Below are 18,992 nucleotides of genomic sequence, written 5' to 3'. Positions count from 1 at the left end.
CACGGTGGTTCGTGGTTGTCAGGGCACCGGTTGCGGTGCGGCCGACTGTCGGGACTTGGGGCCCTCCGCCGACTGTCGTTCCGACGCGGCGCCACCCCGCTTCGTCGTCGGGACGGACCATGCTGCTGTCGCAGCGTCCGCCGACCGGGGTGCGGTCGTGGTCTCCACCGACCGGGGTGCGGTCGTGGCGTCCACCAACTGGCGCTCTGCCGTAGCCTGCACCGACCGGTACGCGTTCACGGCCCCCACCCGGTCCGCGCCGACGGCGTCCACCGACTGGCGCCCTGCCGTGGCCTCCACCGACCGATACGTATTCATGACGTCCGCCGACCGATGCGCGCCGACGGCGTCGACCAACTGGCGCGTGGCGTCCGCGTCCGCCGACAGTGTGGCCGTGGCGTCGGAAACGGTTTCGGAGGGAACCGGTGTCCGCTCGCTCCATCCGGGCGGACCGAAGACGTACCCGAACCTGCCCCGCCACGAATTCGCATGGCGCACATCGCGAATCATCGCGGCGAGCTCGTGGTAGTTCACCTTCAGCGGATTGTCGGTCTCGATGTTCTTGGTGAGTCCGTAGCGGATCGGCTCGGACTTCTCGGCGAAGCTGCCGAACAGGCGATCCCAGACGATGAAGATGCCGCCGTAGTTCTTGTCGATGTACGGCTGGTTCGAGGCGTGGTGGATCCGGTGGTGGGCGGGGGTGTTGAACAGGAATTCGATCGGGCGCGGCAGGGTGTCGACGCGCTGGGTGTGGATCGGGAACTGGTACAGCAGGCCGATGGCCTGGAGCAGGAAGATCATCCACGGCGGCAGGCCGATCAGCGCGGCGGGCACCCACGCGAATCCGCGCATGGTCGAGGCGACCGGATGCACCCACGACAACCTGATCGCGGTGGAGAGGTTGAAGTACTGGCTGGAGTGGTGGACGCTGTGCGCGGTCCACATCAGCCGGATCCGATGGTCGGCCCGATGGGCCCAGTAGTAGCAGAAGTCGGTGACGACGAATCCGAGCACCCACACCCACCAGTGCTGCGGTGACAGGTGCAGCGGCGTCAGCGCGGCGACGACGATCACCGCCGAGAACGGCACCAGATTCTGCGCCAGCGGCCGCAGCACGCGGCCGATGGTGTACGTGGCGATATTGGACGCCGTGTCACGCCCGGACTGTCCGTTGGCGGCGCGGTCGGGATCACGGCGGTAGGCGATCCACTCCACGAGCATGAGCACGGCGAACGCGGGTACGGCGTAGATGAACAGCTGGGAACTATTCACGGGGTCTCCCTCCAATGGGTTCGCCTCTCACACTATGGCCGCTGACCTGGCAATACATCGCGCCGCCGGGGGATTCGCGATCCCCCACGCGGGGGATGCGCCCGCGCCGCCCAACGGACACGGTGGCATCGGCGGGTCCGCGGTGGCGCGCGCCGCGCTGGGTAGGCTCGGCGGCGGCCCGACGGTGCGAAAGGTGGTGGCGAACTGTTCGACGTGACCAGATCGCTGGCCAGGCAATCCCTCGTGGTCGCGATCACCGCGGCGGTGGTCGACACCACGATTCTGGCGCTGTGCGGGGTGTTCTCGACAGCTCCGTGGCAGACCCTGGCGGTCATGGCGGGCATCGTGGCGGCCGATCTGGCCCTCGCCGCTCCCCCGCGCACCGCCGCGGTGGTCGCCGTCGCGCAGGTCGTGGTCCGACTGGCGGAGTCGGTGCTGATGATGCGGCACGGACTCACCGTGCGTTTCGCCGACGTCGGCTATCTGGTGGCCGGGTACCGCGCGGGTGCGTGGCTGACCGGCCTTCGCTCGTTTCTCACCGTCGCGATCCTGTGCGCGGGTTTCGTCACCGGGCATCTGCTGGTCGGAAGCGCCACCGCGGGCGATTGGCGACTGCTGATCGCCACCACGGTCAGCGTCGGCGTGGTTCCGTGGCTGGTCGGGCGCTACACGGCGGCTCGTGGCGCCTATATCGCCGATCTGGAACAGCAGGCGAGCCTGCGTGAGCAGGAACAGCGCACCGCGCTGGCGCGGGCCGTCGCCGATGAACGCGCCGCCATCGCCCGCGATCTGCACGACGTCATCTCCCACCACGTCAGCGCCATCGGGATCCACGCGGGTGCGGCGCGGCTCGCGCTGGCCGACGCGGGCGACACCGCCGCGACCCGCTCGCTGAGCGCGGTCGAATCGAGCAGTCGCGCGGCGATGGTCGATCTGCGCAGGCAGTTGGACATGCTGCACGGCCGCGAGGACGACAGCCAACGTCAGCCGGGCCTGTCCGATATCGACGGGCTGATCGATCACGTCGGGGCGGCCGGGCTCGAGGTCGAGGTCGTCGTCGACGGCACGCCCGTGACGCTGCCCGATTCCCTCGACCTGACCCTTTACCGCATCGTGCAGGAGATCCTCACCAACGCCCTGCGGCACGGCGATCCCGGTCACGCGCGTCTGGTGATCGGCTACCGGCGGGATCGAGTGACCATCGCCGCGTCGAATCCCGTTCCCGCCGTGACCGTCTCGTCGCCGGAGGTACCGCGAGGTCTCGGCGGTATTCGCCGCCGCGCCGAATTGTTCGGCGGGACGGTGCGATACGGTCTCGATTCCACCGGACGCGAATGGCACGTCGACGTCGAGATACCGATCGGAGAATCGTGACCAGCCCCCTGCGCGTCCTGATCGCGGACGACCACAGCATGTTCCGGTCCGGGCTGCGGGCCGTGGTCGACAGCCAAGCGGATCTGGAATGCGTGGCCGAGGTCGGCGACGGGCGCAGCGCCATCGCCGAAACGGCCCGCCTGCACCCGGATGTCGCGATCCTGGATGTGCGGATGCCCAAACTGGACGGCCTCGCCGCCACCGAGTCGATCGTGGCCGCGGGCGGCACCCGGGTACTGGTTCTCACCACCTACGACAGCGACGCCAACCTCTACCGCGCGCTGCGCGCCGGTGCCAGCGGATTCCTGTTGAAGAGCCTGCCACCGGAGGAACTGGTGGCCGCCATCCGTATCGCCGCCCGCGGCGACGCCCTCATCGACCCGTCGATGACCCGCCGTCTCATCGCGAATTTCGCGGGCACCCTGACACCCCCGCGGATCCCGCCCGAAGTCGATCATCTGACCGCCCGCGAACGCCAGGTCCTCCTGCTGCTCGCCGACGCGCGCAGCAACGCCGAAATCGCAGCCGAATTATGCGTCGGTGAGGAAACGGTCAAAACGCACGTCTCCCGCGTGCTGGCGAAACTCGGTGTGCGCGACCGGATTCACGCCGTCGTGTACGCGCATACACACGGACTGGTGACGCCGGGAGGGTGACCGCCGGTCATGCACTCGGGAAGATGCACCCGGCGATCCGCGCGTGACCCCCGCGCCGATCCCGGAATTATGCGAGACCGTCGATCCGACGAGTTGTGTAGACGAAGAAATGGCTCAGGCCCGGGAGATCGTAATCTCTCGGGCCTGAGCCTCTGTAGCGGGGACAGGATTTGAACCTGCGACCTCTGGGTTATGAGCCCAGCGAGCTACCGAGCTGCTCCACCCCGCGTCGGTAAACACAACATTACACACGTCGGCGCACAGAAGGCAAATCACCGCCGTCGCATGTCATCGGACGAGGTCAGCGCCACCGAAAGTCTGCTGTAGGCGGCGGATCGGGCCCGATATGAGGCGCGTTGCACATCGAGGGCCCACCGTGACGTGACGCACCCGGCACCCGACGACTGCCCCAGCGATGCACATGATTCGACGGAATGATGTTTCAAATTCCCACCCATCGGGATACCGACGCGCTTACACCCCGGGAGCGATACCGAAACGTGACCCGGAACACTATTTCATGGTAATCTCGGTCACATCACGGCTCTATAACTGCACTACAGAAAACGCTTCCCAGGGCGTTTCCCACCTGCATGAATACACATATACTCGCTATTCGCTTCAGACAATGCGTGAGTTATCAAGATGTGATCTGCCGAGTTTTCTTCGTTACCGTCGAATCAGGCCCGGAGGCAATCCGCGGATGGGCTCCAGCTCGCACCGTCGACCACCGGAAACCCTGTCCCGTGGTGCGAGAACCCCGACTTCCTGGGGACAGGGACCGGCGAAATCCACGCCGAGTCGGTGTGTACAGGGAGGGAAAATCATATGTCTGAGAACCGGAAGTTCAGCGCGCGCGCCCTCGGCTTCGCAGCCGTCACCGGCGCCCTTGTTGCCGTCCCGTTCGCACTCTCCACCGCGACCGCATCGGCCGCGCCCGCCCACAACTGGGACGGCGTCGCGCAGTGCGAGAGCGGCGGCAACTGGGGGATCAACACCGGTAACGGCTACTACGGCGGCCTGCAGTTCTCGCCGAGCACGTGGTCGGCCAACGGTGGACAGGGCTCGGCCCACGGCGCCAGCAAGGAAGAGCAGATCCGCGTCGCGGAGAACGTGCTCGCCACGCAGGGCGTCGGCGCCTGGCCGGTCTGCGGACAGTACCTGCGCACCGCGGAGCCCACCCCGGAGCCCGAACCGGAGATCCTGTCCGAACTGCCCGCCGAACTCCCGAGCAGCGCGGTCTCCGCCGTCGACCAGGCCAAGAGCGCCGGCGCCGACCTGGCGAAGCAGTACGGCCTCGAATCGCAGTACCAGGACGTCCTCGAGCAGAACAGCGCGCTCATCGACTCGCTGGGCCGCTGACGCCGACCCCGTCAGCGACACAGCGTCTACAGAACGGCGCCGCTATCACTGGGAGATAGCGGCGCCGTTCTGTGTCTCCTAGAGGATCCTCCGGATCAGCGACCGGCCTCCTGGTAGGCCTTGACCGCGGCCTCCAGCTCGTCGAGCGCCTTACCGAAGTCCTGGAAGTTACCGGTGCGCATCGCGGTGCGCACCGCCTCCAGTTTCCTGTTCAGCTCGGCCGCCGCCGCGTCCTTCGCCGGTGACGAACCGGTCGGCGGAGTGACGGTACCGGCCGTCGGCGGGGTACCGCCCGACTGTGGCGGCTGGGTGGGTTCGGTGACCTGCGGCACGGTCCCCGGTTTCGGCCTGGTCGCCGGATCGCCGCCGAACGGAGTCGCCAACGCCCCCGCACCGGGGAGCAACTGGTTCAGCGCCTCGGCGAGTGTCGCAGCATAGCCGACCTTCACACTGCCCGCCTCGTCGCGATAGCTGACGAGCACGCGAAGCAACTGCGGGAAGGTGGACGTGGTCGGGCCGGTATTGCGTTCGTTGTAGAACGGCTCCACATAGAGGATGCCGCCGTCGGCGATCGGCAGGGTCAGCAGATTGCCGTATTTGATCTTGTTGGAATTGGACAGCAGGGTTTTCTCGCGGGACACCTGATCCGCGGTCGTCATACTGTTCTGCGTCTGCTGTGGCCCCTGGGTCTGGGTGTCGGTCGGCAATTGCAGAATCGTGAACTTGCCGTACCCGTCGGGGTCGGACCGCACCGAGATGTACGCGGAGAGGAACTGCCGGTTGTAGCCGACCATCGCGCTGGTCAGGTTGAACACCGGTTTGTTCGTCGCGGCGTCGCCGAGCAGCACGTAGTACGGCGGCTGGTTGAACGTGCCGCCGCCCTGGGCCTCGACGGTGGGATCGGCGGGCACCGACCAGAACGCGTTGTTGGTGAAGAACTCGCGCGGGTTGTCCACGTGGTACTTCGTCAACATCTCGCGCTGGACCTTGAACAGATCCTCCGGATACCGGAAGTGCGCGCGCAACTCGGGCGAGATGTCGCTTTCGGGCTTGACCGCTCCGGGGAACACCCCGCGCCACGCCTGCAACACCGGATCGGAGGAATCGGTCTCGTAGAGGGTCACCGTGCCGTCGTAGGCGTCGACCGTGGCCTTGACCGAGTTGCGGATGTAGCTGACTTCCTTGCGCGGCAGCAGCCTGCCGGTCTTCTTGTCGATGCTGTCCTCGACGGTGTTGTCGAGCGAGGTGGTCTGCGCGTACGGGTAGTTGTCCAGCGTGGTGTAGGCGTCCACGATCCAGACGATCCGCCCGCTGACCACTGCGGGGTAGGCATTGCCGTCGGTGGTCAGCCACGGCGCCACCTTCTCCACGCGCTCCTTCGGGCTGCGATTGAAGATGATCTTGGAATCGTCACCGATGGCCGAGGAGAACAGAATGTTGCGCTCGGCGTACTTCGCGGCGAAGGCGAGCCGGTTGAACCAGTTGCCGATCGAGACGCCGCCCGCACCCTCGTAGGTGTAGGACGCGGTGTCGGAGTCGTACTCGCGGGGGTTCTGGCCGTCGACGGCGCCGACGATCGCGTAGTCGGGATTCGACTGCGAGATCAGCTCGCCGTAGTAGACGCGCGGCTGTTCGACCTTGATCCGCTGCCGGTCCGCGGCGGTCGACAGATCGCTGACCATGAAGATCGGGTAGCCGCTGTCACTGCTGCCGCCGGTCGCGTTCGGATCTTCCGACTGCGGCTTGTTGACGCGGTTGGCGGGCGCGGCGACGAAACCGTTGCCGTGGGTGTAGACGGTGTGCTTGTTGATCCAGTCGGTCTGGTTGCCGCTCAACGCCGCGGGATGCAGTTCGCGCGCCGCGACGATGAAATCCTGCACGTCGCCGTTGAGGGTGTAGCGGTCGATGTCGAGCGACTCGGGGAAGCCGTAGAAGTTCTTCAGCTGCTGCAACTGGGTGAACGTCGGCGACAGGATATTCGGGTCGAGCAGCCTGGCGTTGCCGATGGTGGCCGCGTCGACCGGGATCTCCAGCGGGGATTTGCGGCTCTCGCCCCGGTAGTCCTTGTATTCGATCTTGTCGTCGGTGATCCCGTACGCCTGCCTGGTCGCGGCGATATTGCGCTCGATGTAGTCGCTTTCCTTGTCCGCGGCGTTCGGGCGCACCGAGAACTGTTCGACGATCAGCGGATACACCGCGCCGACCAGGATCGAGGAGAGCACCAGCAGCGCCGCCGCCATGGCGGGCACCCGCAGATCACGCAGCACGATGCCCGCGAAGAACGCGATGGCGCAGATGACCGCGATGGACAGCAGGATCAGCTTGCCCGGGAGCACCGCGTTGATATCGGTGAACGAACCACCGGTGAAGGTCGGCTCCTTGCGGCTGCTCATCAGCAGGTCGTAGCGGTCGAACCAGTAGGCGACCGCCTTGAGCAGCACGAACGTCCCGGCGAGCACCGCGAGCTGGATGCGCGCTGGCCGGGTCAGCGTGCCCTCGCGACCGCTCAGGCGCAGTCCGCCGAAGATGTAGTGGGTGACCAGATTCGCGAAGAACGCGATGACGATCGAAACGAACAGCCAGTTCAGCACCATGCGGTAGAACGGCAGGTCGAAGGCGTAGAAGCCGACGTCGAGGTGGAACTGCGGATCCTGCTGGCCGAAATCCCCGCCGTTGAGGAACAGTTGCAGTACGACCCAGTTCGACTGCGCGACCAGGCCGGACAGCACGCCGATGACCACCGGGATACCGATGCCGAACAGGCGCAGCCTGCTCATGACGGTGGTCCGGTAGCGGGCGATCGGATCGTTCGGCCCGGCGACCGGGATGAAGACCGGCCGGGTCCGGTAGGCGAGCAGCAACGCCAGCCACACCACGAGGCCGACGAAGATCGCCACCGCCGCGAACAGGATGACGCGACTGCGCACGACCGTCAGATAGACATTTCGAAAGCCGACCTCGCCGAACCACAACCAATTGGTATAGGCGTCGGTCAGCCGCGGTCCCAGCAGCAGCAATGCCGCGATGACGACGGCTGCCACGAGCAGCACTCGGCTGCGGCGGGACAACGAAGGTAAGCCGGTGGGGGGCCGCATGCCCACGATGCCACTCTCCAAGGTCCGGCGGCGTCCGCTCCGTTGCCGGGCGATGCACCGCAGTCCGATTGATGCGGGTGATCCTGTTCGGACCATCTGGCGCCCACTCTACGGAAACGGACATCGAATGGGCTCGGTGACCTTGTTCAGCATCGGAAATACGATTCCGCGCGCGTCATCGGGGCGGCGGGCGGCCGAGTCACCGAGTCCCGCCACGGCCGGTCCCGAGGTGATGCGAGGATGTTTGCGTGACCGCTGACCTGCACGCCGAACTCGTCCTCGCCCGCTCCGTCCGTGAGGTGGCGGAATTCGCCGACGCCGAAGGCTGGGGCAACCCCCCGCAGATGTTCGCGCTGGTACCGACGACCGATCTGGTCGCCGCCGAACCCGGTCTGATCGATCAGCTCGATCAGGGCAACGAACTCACCCCGATCGCTCAGGAAGCGTTCCCCGAGGACATCACGGGCGGATCGATGGCGTTGGACGAATTCCTCGCGACCACGACATGGCCGCCCGCGGTGCAGGGCTGTGTGCTGGTCCAGGAGATCGTCGTGCTGCCACCGGACGCCGAGAGCACCCTCGACGACGCGCTCGCCCCGCTGCTCGCCGATCACGACGCCGCCGACGCCGCGGCCCGCGCGGCGGCCGAATCACATCCCGAACGCAGGGAGGCGCGACTGCTCGCGGCGGTACTGCGCGAGGGCGCGTCGCTGTGCCTGCTGCAACTGCGTCCCGAGGACGACGAGGAATTCGCCGACCTCGACCTGCTCACCTATCCCAACCTCGCGCCCAACCTGGTCGAGGCGCTGCACAACACCTTCGACTGACGGCCCGGGTTCCTCAGCCGCAGCTCACGGTCTCGCGGCCCGCGCTGATGTCGTCGAGGGATTTCACCGCGCCGTCCAGATTCTCGACCTTGACCAGCCGCAATCCCTCCGGCGTTCGCTGCCTGGCCTCGTTGCAGTTCGCGGCGGGGACCAGGAACGTCTCCGCGCCGACCTCGCGCGCGGCCATCATCTTGTACTGGATGCCGCCGATCGGCCCGACCTTGCCGTCCTGATCGATGGTTCCGGTACCGGCCACGAATTTGCCGCCGTCCAGTTCCCCCGGGCTGAGTTTGTCGATCAGCGCGAGGCTGAACATGAGCCCCGCCGACGGACCGCCGATATCGGCGAGGTTGAAGGTGACCTCCATCGGCGGGCGCGCGCCCTCGCCGGGGGTGACGCCCAGGTAGCCCTTGGCCGGATCGTCCGGGCGCGCGGCGAGCACGATCTCGGCGGTCTGCTCCCCCGCGCCGCGACGGAACGCCACGGTGAGTTCACTGCCCGGCGGCTGCGACGAGACCGCCGTCACCACATCCTTGGGCGCGGCGATCGGCGCGCCGTTGATGCTGATCAGTTCGTCACCCGGTTCGAGTACACCCGCGGCCGGTCCGTCACCGACCTTGCGGATGAGCACCACCGTCGGCAGATTCAGGAAATGCAGGGCGGCGACCTCGGCGTTGCCCTCGGAATCCTTGAAATCCTGCTGGTTGGACTTGTCGATCTCCTCGCGCGGCACCCCGGGCGGATAGACCTCGGCGCGCGGCACCAGTCCGTGCTGGCCGCTGGCCCAGAACCCGAAGGCCTCGAACAGGTTCAGGCCGTCGCGCACCGAGACCGTCGTCATATTGAGGTGACCCGTCGTCGGATCGACGGCCGCGCCCTGCACATCGACGACCTGTTTGCCGTCGACCTCGCCGAGTGTGTTGAAGGTGGGTCCTGGACCGAGCGCGACATACGGCACGGTGACCACGGTGCCGATCACACCGAGTATCAGCACCGGGACGAGGGCGGCCACCAGGGTCATGATCCGACGATTCACCAGGCCCACCATAGTGATCGGCCGCGCGTACAGGCCGCCCAGGCAGATTTTCCGGCCTCCGCGCGTCCGCCCGTTCGCCCCTCGCGAACATCGCGCTCACACCGGCGCGAGCCACGCCACCATCCCTTGTTCGTGCCTGTCGCCCGCGTAACGTTAGCTGTATGACTGACCTCCCATTCGGATTCTCGAACCGCGATGACGACGACGCGCGCAAGCGTGGCGAGGAGCCGAGCGGTGCCGATCCGAACAACCCGTTCGGGTTCGCGACGGGTGGTGCGGGCGGGTTCGATCCGTCGCAGCTGGGACAAATGCTGACCCAGCTGGGACAGATGCTCAGCGGGATGGGCCAGCCGGGGTCGGCGCAGGCCGGTCCGGTCAATTACGACGTCGCCAAGAGATTGGCCCGCCAGCAGCTCGGTTCGTCGGTGGCTCCCGTCTCGGAGACCACGGCCAAGGCGATCGCGGACGCCGCGCACCTGGCCGAACTCTGGCTCGACGGTGCGACCACCCTGCCCGCCGGCGCGGGTCGAACTGTCGCCTGGACGCCCAACGACTGGATCGAGGAGACGCTGCCGACCTGGAAACGGCTGTGCGATCCGGTCGCCGAACAGATCTCGGGTATGTGGACCTCGCAGTTGCCGGAGGAGGCACGCGAATTCGCGGCACCGATGGTCGGGATGCTTGGCCAGATGGGCGGACTCGCCTTCGGTTCGCAACTCGGCCAGGCGCTCGGCCAACTCGCCAAAGAGGTGTTGACCTCGACCGATATCGGCCTGCCGCTCGGTCCTAGCAGCACCGCCGCGCTGCTGCCCGCCGCGATCTCCGAGTTCAGCGCGGGCCTGGAACAGCCGGAGAGCGAGATCATGGTGTTCCTGGCCGCCCGTGAGGCCGCCCACCAGCGCTTGTTCCAGCATGTGCCGTGGCTGCGCCAGCAGGTGCTCGGCGCGGTGGAGGACTACGCGCGCGGAATCAAGATGGATTTCTCCGCGCTGGAGGAAGCGGCCCAGGGCATCGACCCGATGACGCTCGGCGACCCGTCGAAACTCGAGGAACTGCTGTCCAAGGGCACCTTCGAGCCGCAGACCACCCCAGAGCAGAAGCAGGCACTCGAACGGCTGGAGACCCTGCTGGCACTGATCGAGGGCTGGGTGCAGGTGGTGGTCACCGAGGCCGTCGGCGAACGCCTGCCCGGCGCGGGCGCGCTCGCCGAAACCCTGCGCCGTCGCCGCGCCACCGGCGGCCCCGCCGAACAGACCTTCGCCACCCTCGTCGGTCTCGAACTGCGTCCACGCAAATTGCGTGAGGCCGCCGCGCTGTGGCGGCGTCTGAGCACCGACGCCGGAATGGAAGCCCGCGACGGCGTGTGGGCACATCCCGACCTGCTGCCCAACTCCGACGACCTCGATTCGCCCGCGGGTTTCATCGATTCGGTGATCGGCGGCGGCACAACCGCTTTCGACGATCCGATGGCGCAGTTGGCGGCGACCGAGGCGCGCGAGGCCGCCGAGCGGGCGGCACGCGAGAAGAAGGACGACGACGGCGAGTGACCGAATCCAGCTAACCAACAGGCAACCACGTCACATGGAGTCCGCTCGATCGGCTTCGAGTCGGGATTTCGATCCAAGTGCTGGTCAGTGGTCCATTTCAGGTTGTCGAGGCTTAAGCTACCCATGAGTTTGGTAACCGTGTTACCGTCAGTAGCGAACAAGTAAGAGCCAGCCAGCTACCAGACGATGTGGAGGCGTGATGCCGAACCTCTCGCTGACACGTTCAGCCACGGCGCTCGGAGACGACCGATGCCCGACCGGCCCGGCTCGACGGACCCCGTACGACGGTCAGAGGTCGAAGTGATGGAACGCCACATAGCTGTCGAGTCCGGTATCGAGGGGCTACCCACGATGCACTATCGGGCCGAGGAATCCGCGGCGGCCGCCTTCGTCGCGGAGATGCGCAGACTGCTGCCCGCCCGCGCGGTGCGCGTCGACAATCGCGTGACCCGGGAAATGCGCCCGCTGCCGTGCCAGCGGCTCTACCAGGAGTAGTCGCCGCGGTCGGATCGCCGGTGTGGATCGCGGACACCGACCTGGACAATCGCTCGTCCGAGAATTGCCCTGTGAACAACGCGAATTCCTGTGGATAACCCCAGGATTCACCCCCTTCGCGCTACCCGGGCACCCGCATACTTCCGGCATGACAACGAATCCTGTGCGGGGACCGATGCTGAATCCGCGGGTGACGGTCCTCGTCCGCCCGTCGGGGGTGGTGCAGTTGGGCTGGGATCCGGAAAAAGCTCTGCTGATCGACCCGCCCGGTCTCGACACCGCGACGGTACTCGCCTTCATCCGACTACTGGACGGCTTGCAGACGCGCCCGCAGATCATCTGGCAGGCCGGGGAGAACGGCATCGCCGCCGATCGCGCGGTGGCGCTGCTCACCGAAATCGATGAGGCCGGACTGCTCGTGCACCCGCGAACCCGCGAACGGCAGGTCAGATCGGTGCGGCTACACGGACTGGGTCCGCTCTCCGACGCCCTGAACACGGGCCTGCGCCGCCTGGCGATCCGTCCGGCGCGCTCACGGGGAGCGGTACCGGACGCGGCGAGCGCGGCGTGGCGAGCTGATCTGGTCATCCTCGCCGACGATGTGGTCGCCGATCCGCACCTGGTGAGCGAGCTGGTGCTGCATCGCATACCGCATCTGCAAGTAAGGATTCGCGACGGCAAAGGCAACAGTCCGTAAGCAGCGGTGAACAGCACAAACGCGCTTCATCGCTCCATATTTCGGCCGAACTGGCTCTCCCCCGCTTCTTCACGCAAGGACGTCCGATGCGTTCACCCGCGTCTGAGCAGCACGCGGCATGGAAGGTTCTGGGACCACGATGCAAAGCCGTCTACACGCAAGTCGCCGAGAATCGGTTCAACGTCCCTCTCGTTGCCATCGCGGCAGCGGGTCTGACGAGTAGTCGGGGCTACGAAGCCCTGGCAAAGCTTGCCGCTGCCGGTCTAATCAACAGGGCGCCGGGGTACGTAGAAGTAGGACCCGTCAGCCTTGATGATTTCGCCACGAATCCGCCCTCCGCCCCCGAATCGATCACGTCAGTGCACGATGCGTGGCGAATCCTCGGTCGTTCCTGCCGACTGGTACATCAGCAGGTGGTAGATCACGGGATGACCACTCCGATCGACATATTCGCGACGATCGGGATCGGTAGTACCGCTGGCTACCGCGCGCTGACTCGACTGGCGGACGTCGGCTTGGTACAGCGTGGCTGGCGAACTGTCCAGCCCGGTCCAGTTTCACTGGACGAATTTGTGCGCGAGCAAGGTTCACCAGTGCGGATGGACCCCAACGGCCGCTGAGCTTCCTACTTGAGTTCGGCGCGGTACACACGCGCTTCACTCAATTCCGGTCAATGCCGCCCATATCTTGCATGAACCGGATCGGCTGACGGACAGCCACTCTTACGGTCTAGATAGTAGGTGACTAGTGCGCCCAGCAAGATCGCTTGCGTTCGAACCTACGCACGATCTCCACGATGTAACCTAGATAACCAATCAGCCAAAACTGACGACTGCGCAAGCCGAGTATTGCAAAACGAATCAATCGTTGCGAGGTTCAGGGGAATCGAACCCCCGGAAAGTTTCTCCTAAACGCCCAGGTCAGCAAGCTGGCCTTGTTGCATCGCTGCTGATCAACAGCTATTTCACGACACGTCGTTACATTTCGCTACAGAATCTACCACCGAACTGATGACATCGTCATTACCAGGCAGAACGCGTCAGGATCCCATCCAGGTGATGACGGCGTCATCACCTGTCATCACCGCGAGGCCACCACCAACACAGACCGCTGAATCGAACTCCACACCGCCTACGCGAGACCCCCCTGCTGCACGCAGTAACTGAATGGCTCGCGGAAAAGCCCGCCTCTCGGTAGGGCAATAATTCGCCGCTAAGCTGCCCCTGCCGGAAGGGCGGCCTGTTGCCGGTGGGAATGATGCCGATGCCCACTCCACTCCCGAGATGGGCGGGAGCCGCACTGCTCGAACACGACTCGATTCATACGCTCGACGCGGCGAACGCTCGGTGTGCGAGGCATCGCTGGTGACATGCTCAGGGACCCGGGCGTCGATGCTCGCGGTACCAGAATGCGTCGGACATCTGTGCCTCCCAGCAGGCGCCGATGTGATCGTCGGTGCCGTCTTGCGCTAGTGCCTCTTGATCGCGGCCTGCGGTCAGCTCAACCTCGGCAAGTGCGTTGCCCCCCAGCATCAGCACGCCGTCGCGGTGTGTCACAACGATGTCGCCGTCCTTTGTCACTGCGGTGTAGACGTACCCGCCCACGATATCGCGGGCTATCTGCTCGGCCGACTCGATGAACGACATTCCGTAGTGGCCCAGTTCTGTGACACCCACGAGCAAGGCTGTACCAGCGTGGGGTACCACCCGGTGAATACGACGGCCGAGCCCGGTCGGCGCCATGGTCATGAAGCGATCCAGCAACTGCTCGCTGAGCTCTTTTTCCCGCAGCCAGTACGGGTGGCGACAGTCATAATCCCGAGCCCCCAAGTCGATGAGCGGAAAGCCCTGGAGGTCTCCCGATTCGGAACGGCGCGTCAGTGACGGGTCGCAGCGATCGAAGAAGCGCATGACGTCCAGCAATGTCTCCGCCACCAGTCGTTCCCCGACCCAGTCTCGGTAACGTCTGTGCACGCCGGGCGCAGTACCGGAAAGATTCTGGATCTCGGTGGGCAGATCGGCATGCGGACCGGGCGTTGCAGCGGCTGGAGCGTGACACCGTCGACCATGATGTGCTCGGTTGGGTGTTCACCAAGCTCAGCGGACGCACCGGATGACCGGCGCCTCGGATGCGGACGCGGGTGTGCCGGTCGACGATTGGGACGACCCTCCGGTGGGATATACGGCCGACCGGCTGGTGCCGCCGGTGATGATCGTGTCCGACCACGACGACGATGCCGCAGTGACCCGGGTCCTGCTGGAGTTCAGTGACCCGGTGGCGGGCCGGATCACGGTGCATCCGACCCCGGCCACCACCGGTGCCGCGCCGCTGGCCCATGATCTGCTGGCAGCGCTGGGGTGTGCGGTGCAGCGGCCGTCGCAGGAGCGGGTTTCCGGAGTGATTCCGTCGTGGCAGGCGGTCAAAGCCTGGGTCACCGCGCTGCATATCGATCAGGTGATCGTGCCGCGCGCGCACCGGCTCTCGGCGGCGGGCCTGGAGCGCCTGGTCGATCTGCGACTCTACGCGGGAATCCGGCTGGTGCTGGTCATTCACGGTGAGGGTCCGTATCGGCTGGTCCGGCGGTTGCCGGCCGGGACCGCGCATCAGGTGATCAGAGACGTCGGTGAAGTGATCGGTTCCACGAGCCGCACCAAGCCTGCGCGGGCGGCGCCGGATTCGCCGACCGAGCTCCCGCCGATTCCTGATGGTGAGGTCACAGGATTCCGGGCCGAGGCGTATCGGAGTCTGGCGGCCGCGGAGTTCGCCCGCGTGGATGCGGTCTATACGACCGGGATGGCTGCCGCGTGCCGGTGGATGCACGCGATGCCCGATCCCGGGCCGATCACCGCGGACGAGGAACCGGCGGAGTATCTGCGGTCGCTGCTGCCCATCGGATTGTCCGCGAACGAAACCAAGCTGGGTACACAGCTGCTGGTCAACGGCTACTCCGCTCATGACCTGCGCACACTGGCCGCTGGGCTGCTGTGCGTGGGCCGCCGACGAGAGCGGGTGAGACTACCGCAACGGTTCGACGACACCTTCGAATTGCAGCGATTTCTCACCGAACTGGTGAGCGACAGCCCCACCCGCCGCCACACCATCACGCTACTGCGCGGAGCCCAAGCCGGATGCCTACTGCACGGACTGCTGATCGAATTACCCCGCGACCTGTTCACCGCCGCCGGTCCCGGGCTCACCGGCGCCCCGGTCACGCAATCGGTCATCGCCCGCATTCGGTCGGGCACTGCCAGCCCGGTCCATGCTGCCGCACTGGCAACCGCCTTGTTCACCGGGTTTCCGGCCGCCTATCTGTCCCAGATCCCGACCGGTGCCCTGTCCGATGACGGCGCACTACTTGCCCTGGGTACGGATAGCGCACCACGGAAGTGGGGTGACAGCGCCCGCACACGCCATGCTTTCGCCGTCCCCGAGCCGGCCCGGGCGCTGCTGGTCGCGGCCCGCACCTTTCTCCAGCTGCGCGGTGGCGCACCGGATCGTGCTCTGCTCAGCGCCGGTGTCGGCGCGGCGGCGCGGCATCTGAACGGAACCGCGGCGGCATGTGGGACCGCGCTGCCGCCACCGGCGCCGGCCGACCGCCACTGGCACATCACAATTCAAGGCTGGTGGGTCGGGCCGAGCCTGCACCGCGAGACCGACTGGACCGTGAAGACCCGTTGGCCGCAGCCATGGGTGAACCCGCAGTGACCCGCCCGGACCGGTCACCGACTGCACCTGGCCAGCACCGTGTTCCGGCAAGCGGGCCACGGCTGCACTACGACGCCATCCGCAGCAAGGCCGCGCACCTGGGACTGACCGCGAAAGAACTCGACACCGCCCTCGGAGTCCGACTCGACACACTCGAAGAAGACCGCGATCAGCGCGGGGTGAGCCTGACCGTTCTCGACCGGCTGCGCCGGATACTGGACATGCCGCTGGACGACCTGGTCATCGACGGCGACCCAACCAATGTTCGGCTCCCGCCCGACAGCGGTTGCGGTGAAGCCGATGACGCGGGGTGCGTGCTGGCGCTGCTGGTGATCCATGACGGGCTCGGCATCGCGGATTTCCTGGCTCGCAGCGGCTGGTCCCGGCGGCGCCTCGATCAGGCGCTGACCGTTCTCGCCCGCCAGCTCGAACCGACCGCGTTGCGGGTTGTGGCCACCGACGACCGGCTCACCGTGCTCATCCGCACCGCAGTGTTGCCCGACGACCTGCGCGCGGCCTTCACCGACCAGCGCGTGCGCCGGGTGCCCCTGGGCCCGCACGAGGCGGTCGAGCTGGTCAAACTCGTCCGCAACAAAGTCCTGGAACCCTTCCCGGATTCCATCGGCCTGCACGAGGAATCCACCAACGCCTACACCGTCGACCCCACCGGCATGCTGGCCCGACAGCGCATCGCGATCCACCGCACTGGCCCCACCCACCGCGGTACCGGTGTGAATGAGCTGGAGGTACATCCCGACGTGATGTTCGCGCTCGGCCTCGCCGCCCGCCCGGCATCGACGGAGCCACCACCGCGCCCCGATTCCTCGACGGCAGCGTGACCGTGACACTCACCGACGGTGCTCGTGTGCCTGGCGCAGTAGCTCGGCGGCGTTGGCCTCGACCCGCACTATGTGCCGCGGCCGGCGGTCATCGCCAAACCGGCCACCCACCTCCACGCCATCGGTCAGCTGGGAGGAGAGGAAGGACATGGAGTCGAACCTGATCAAACCCGGGCTGTTCGAGCCGGTCTCCGATCATCTACCGACATCTACGGCGTAGGTCACTTCGGGGCCGGGGTGATCCGGGCAGACCACCCCGGCGGCGGTGCTTCGCCACCGGCGGACCGCGAGCCATCGGCGTACCAGCATCGGTAGTTCCCCGGTGTCGAGGAGTTCGGTGGCGTAGGGCCCGGTCAGCAGGGGGCCGCCGCAGTCGCAGGCCGCGCATTCGATGTCGGTGACCGGCACGTCGCGAGGACGGCACCGCTGGCAGTGGCGCCGCTCGACCAACCCACCGTCGTCGGCCGGTTCGAGCCAGACGACCTGGATGTCTTCGAGCATCCGCCCCCGCTCGGAGGTGTCGCTGCTGGTATAGCCGCACATCGGGTTCGGGCACACCGCCGGAGCCTCGGGCAGGTTGCGGTGCGCGGTCTGCTTGAGCCGCCACGCCAGATTCGGCCGCCCGCGAACGAGACCGGATGCGGTGTCGCTGGTTTCGTACCGTTCATCGTCGTCGTTGTCGACGGCCGTGACGGCAGCACGTTTCGGGTGGGCCGGCGCCGGTTCGGGATCGGCCGGGGCGATATCGAACAGGTCGTCCGGATCGCCGATGGCCCTTCGGGTTTCCCGCTCGGAGATCACCGACACCGAGGCCGCAGCGTCATCGAGGACCGGCACAACATCGGCGGTCTGCCCTGCGGGGCTCACCGCCACCGCAGCAGCAGCTGGTGTTTTGGTTGCGGGGCCGGAGTGGGGCCGGGTACCGATACGGGTTTTGTCGAGGTGGCCGTAGAGGGTTCCGCGTTTGACGCCGAGGATGTCGGCGATCTGCTGGACCGTGTGGCGGCCCTCGTCGTAGAGCCGCTGGGCCTGTTCGACCTGGTGGGCGGTGAGTTTCGGACGCCGGCCGCCTGTGCGGCCGCGTGCGCGGGCGGCTTCGAGACCGTCGCGGGTGTTGGCGAGGATCAGTTCCCGCTGCAACTCCGCCAGCACGCTGAGCATGCCGAACATGGCGCGGCCTTCGGCGGTGTCGGTGTCGATGCCCTGCTCGACGACCTTCAACCCGATCCCGCGCTCGCGCAGCTGTGCGCCGAGGGTGATCAGGTGCAGCACCGACCGGCCGAGGCGGTCGAGGCGGGTGATGACGATGGTGTCGCCGCGGCGCGCCAGGGTGAGCACGAGATCGAGTTTCGGTCGCGAAGCTTTGGCGCCACTGGCAGTATCGATATGGACATCGGCGGGTTCGACGCCGGCGCGGCGCAAGGCGTCGATCTGGTGGGCAGGGTTCTGGTCGGCGGTCGACACCCGCCCGTAGCCGATCAACATGGTGTCGAAAATAGCCGAAATCGGGTTTGCCGACATTGTTTTCCGGCACGGGTTTCCGACACTCACGTCCTGGGGTTTCTCCCGCTCACATCAGGTTGTCGGCAAACGAACGTTTTCCGACAACCGTCGTTCGGGTCGAACCTGCTCCCAAATCCGGTTCTCGCCGAATCAACCGTAACAGCACGCACCCGGTTTTAGCTGTTGCGATTCATCGTTTGCAATCTGATTTGAACTGATGGAACACTTTAGAGACCGCACTGGATCTACACGAGGAGTGGCCTGTATGGCTGTTCGGTTCAAGCTTGGTTACTACTCGCCCATTACTAACGACCCGCTGCATCGGGATTACGTCGGTTACTTTCCGCGCATGACCGAAGGGGAGTGAGCAGTCCCCGATAACGCGACCACCCGGGAATAGAGTCAGGTGATATTGGTGCGGTGTTCAGTTGGTTCCGCATCCCACCGGGTGGTGGGTGTGGGTGCAGGCCGCAGCGTACTCGGCCGGTGTCCGGTAGCCCAGCGCCGAATGCCGGTGCCGCCGGTTGTGGTCGGTCTTGAAATCTCCGATCACCACCCGGGCCTCGAGCAGGCTGGTCCAGTGG

Annotated in this window: 14 protein-coding genes, 1 tRNA gene and 1 pseudogene; 9 read left to right on the top strand and 7 right to left on the bottom strand. The window is 66.3% G+C overall.

The window, feature by feature from the left end; genetic code table 11:
* Positions 1 to 402: 402 nt before the first annotated feature.
* Positions 403 to 1,221 (bottom strand): annotated as a pseudogene (locus tag JZ792_RS11160) (sterol desaturase family protein); the annotation flags it as partial.
* 264 nt (positions 1,222 to 1,485) lie between these two features.
* On the opposite strand from JZ792_RS11160, the gene JZ792_RS11155 reads away from it, so the two are divergent.
* Both JZ792_RS11155 and JZ792_RS11150 read left to right on the top strand, forming a co-directional pair.
* The gene (locus JZ792_RS11155) at positions 1,486 to 2,646 is read left to right on the top strand and encodes a sensor histidine kinase (RefSeq protein ID WP_308165247.1); all 1,161 of its coding nucleotides are present in this window, start codon (positions 1,486 to 1,488) and stop codon (positions 2,644 to 2,646) included.
* Entirely contained in the window at positions 2,643 to 3,302 is a 660-nt protein-coding gene (locus tag JZ792_RS11150) for a response regulator (RefSeq protein WP_216909637.1), read from the top strand. The genes JZ792_RS11155 and JZ792_RS11150 overlap by 4 nt, the downstream gene beginning before the upstream one ends.
* A gap of 155 nt (positions 3,303 to 3,457) precedes the next feature.
* Here JZ792_RS11150 and JZ792_RS11145 read toward each other — a convergent pair.
* A tRNA-Met gene (locus JZ792_RS11145) sits at positions 3,458 to 3,531 on the bottom strand.
* 599 nt (positions 3,532 to 4,130) lie between these two features.
* Between JZ792_RS11145 and JZ792_RS11140 the strand changes: the two genes are divergently transcribed.
* Positions 4,131 to 4,664, top strand: a complete 534-nt coding sequence (locus JZ792_RS11140) for a transglycosylase family protein (RefSeq protein ID WP_216909635.1) — start codon at positions 4,131 to 4,133, stop codon at positions 4,662 to 4,664.
* A gap of 95 nt (positions 4,665 to 4,759) precedes the next feature.
* On the opposite strand, the gene JZ792_RS11135 is transcribed toward JZ792_RS11140, so the two are convergent.
* Positions 4,760 to 7,765: a UPF0182 family protein gene (locus JZ792_RS11135; protein ID WP_216909633.1), complete on the bottom strand. Its 3,006-nt coding sequence runs from the start codon at positions 7,763 to 7,765 to the stop codon at positions 4,760 to 4,762.
* Between the two features lie 242 nt (positions 7,766 to 8,007).
* Here JZ792_RS11135 and JZ792_RS11130 point away from each other — a divergent pair, with 242 nt between their 5' ends.
* Positions 8,008 to 8,586, top strand: a complete 579-nt coding sequence (locus tag JZ792_RS11130) for a PPA1309 family protein (protein ID WP_216909631.1) — start codon at positions 8,008 to 8,010, stop codon at positions 8,584 to 8,586.
* A gap of 13 nt (positions 8,587 to 8,599) precedes the next feature.
* Here the strand turns inward: JZ792_RS11130 and JZ792_RS11125 are convergent, their stop codons facing one another.
* Positions 8,600 to 9,622 (bottom strand): YlbL family protein, encoded by a 1,023-nt coding sequence (locus tag JZ792_RS11125; RefSeq protein ID WP_216909629.1) that lies wholly within the window; start codon positions 9,620 to 9,622, stop codon positions 8,600 to 8,602.
* A gap of 161 nt (positions 9,623 to 9,783) precedes the next feature.
* Here JZ792_RS11125 and JZ792_RS11120 point away from each other — a divergent pair, with 161 nt between their 5' ends.
* The 3 genes from JZ792_RS11120 (at position 9,784) to JZ792_RS11110 (ending at position 12,361) form a co-directional block, all read left to right on the top strand.
* The gene (locus tag JZ792_RS11120; protein WP_216909627.1) at positions 9,784 to 11,169 is read left to right on the top strand and encodes a zinc-dependent metalloprotease; all 1,386 of its coding nucleotides are present in this window, start codon (positions 9,784 to 9,786) and stop codon (positions 11,167 to 11,169) included.
* Positions 11,170 to 11,472: 303 nt separating this feature from the next.
* Entirely contained in the window at positions 11,473 to 11,664 is a 192-nt protein-coding gene (locus tag JZ792_RS11115; RefSeq protein WP_216909625.1) for a hypothetical protein, read from the top strand.
* A gap of 148 nt (positions 11,665 to 11,812) precedes the next feature.
* Positions 11,813 to 12,361, top strand: a complete 549-nt coding sequence (locus JZ792_RS11110; protein ID WP_216909623.1) for a hypothetical protein — start codon at positions 11,813 to 11,815, stop codon at positions 12,359 to 12,361.
* Positions 12,362 to 13,734: 1,373 nt separating this feature from the next.
* Here JZ792_RS11110 and JZ792_RS11105 read toward each other — a convergent pair.
* A complete protein-coding gene (locus JZ792_RS11105; protein ID WP_216909621.1) occupies positions 13,735 to 14,295 on the bottom strand; it encodes a hypothetical protein in 561 nt (186 codons plus the stop codon).
* Between the two features lie 178 nt (positions 14,296 to 14,473).
* Here JZ792_RS11105 and JZ792_RS11100 point away from each other — a divergent pair, with 178 nt between their 5' ends.
* Both JZ792_RS11100 and JZ792_RS11095 read left to right on the top strand, forming a co-directional pair.
* Positions 14,474 to 16,066 carry a hypothetical protein gene (locus tag JZ792_RS11100; RefSeq protein WP_216909619.1) on the top strand — a complete coding sequence of 531 codons (1,593 nt, stop codon included), beginning with the start codon at positions 14,474 to 14,476 and terminating at the stop codon, positions 16,064 to 16,066.
* Positions 16,048 to 16,905, top strand: coding sequence for a hypothetical protein (locus JZ792_RS11095; RefSeq protein WP_033247013.1), 858 nt, complete (start codon positions 16,048 to 16,050; stop codon positions 16,903 to 16,905). The genes JZ792_RS11100 and JZ792_RS11095 overlap by 19 nt, the downstream gene beginning before the upstream one ends.
* A gap of 195 nt (positions 16,906 to 17,100) precedes the next feature.
* On the opposite strand, the gene JZ792_RS11090 is transcribed toward JZ792_RS11095, so the two are convergent.
* Positions 17,101 to 18,390 (bottom strand): recombinase family protein, encoded by a 1,290-nt coding sequence (locus tag JZ792_RS11090; RefSeq protein ID WP_216909617.1) that lies wholly within the window; start codon positions 18,388 to 18,390, stop codon positions 17,101 to 17,103.
* Positions 18,391 to 18,832: 442 nt separating this feature from the next.
* On the bottom strand, positions 18,833 to 18,979 hold the full coding sequence (locus JZ792_RS11085) for a hypothetical protein (RefSeq protein WP_438804326.1): 147 nt from the start codon (positions 18,977 to 18,979) through the stop codon (positions 18,833 to 18,835).
* Positions 18,980 to 18,992: the final 13 nt, after the last annotated feature.

It is taken from the genome of Nocardia noduli (assembly GCF_019038455.1).
Taxonomy (GTDB): domain Bacteria; phylum Actinomycetota; class Actinomycetes; order Mycobacteriales; family Mycobacteriaceae; genus Nocardia; species Nocardia noduli.
This window is presented reverse-complemented; position numbering and strand designations above follow the sequence as displayed.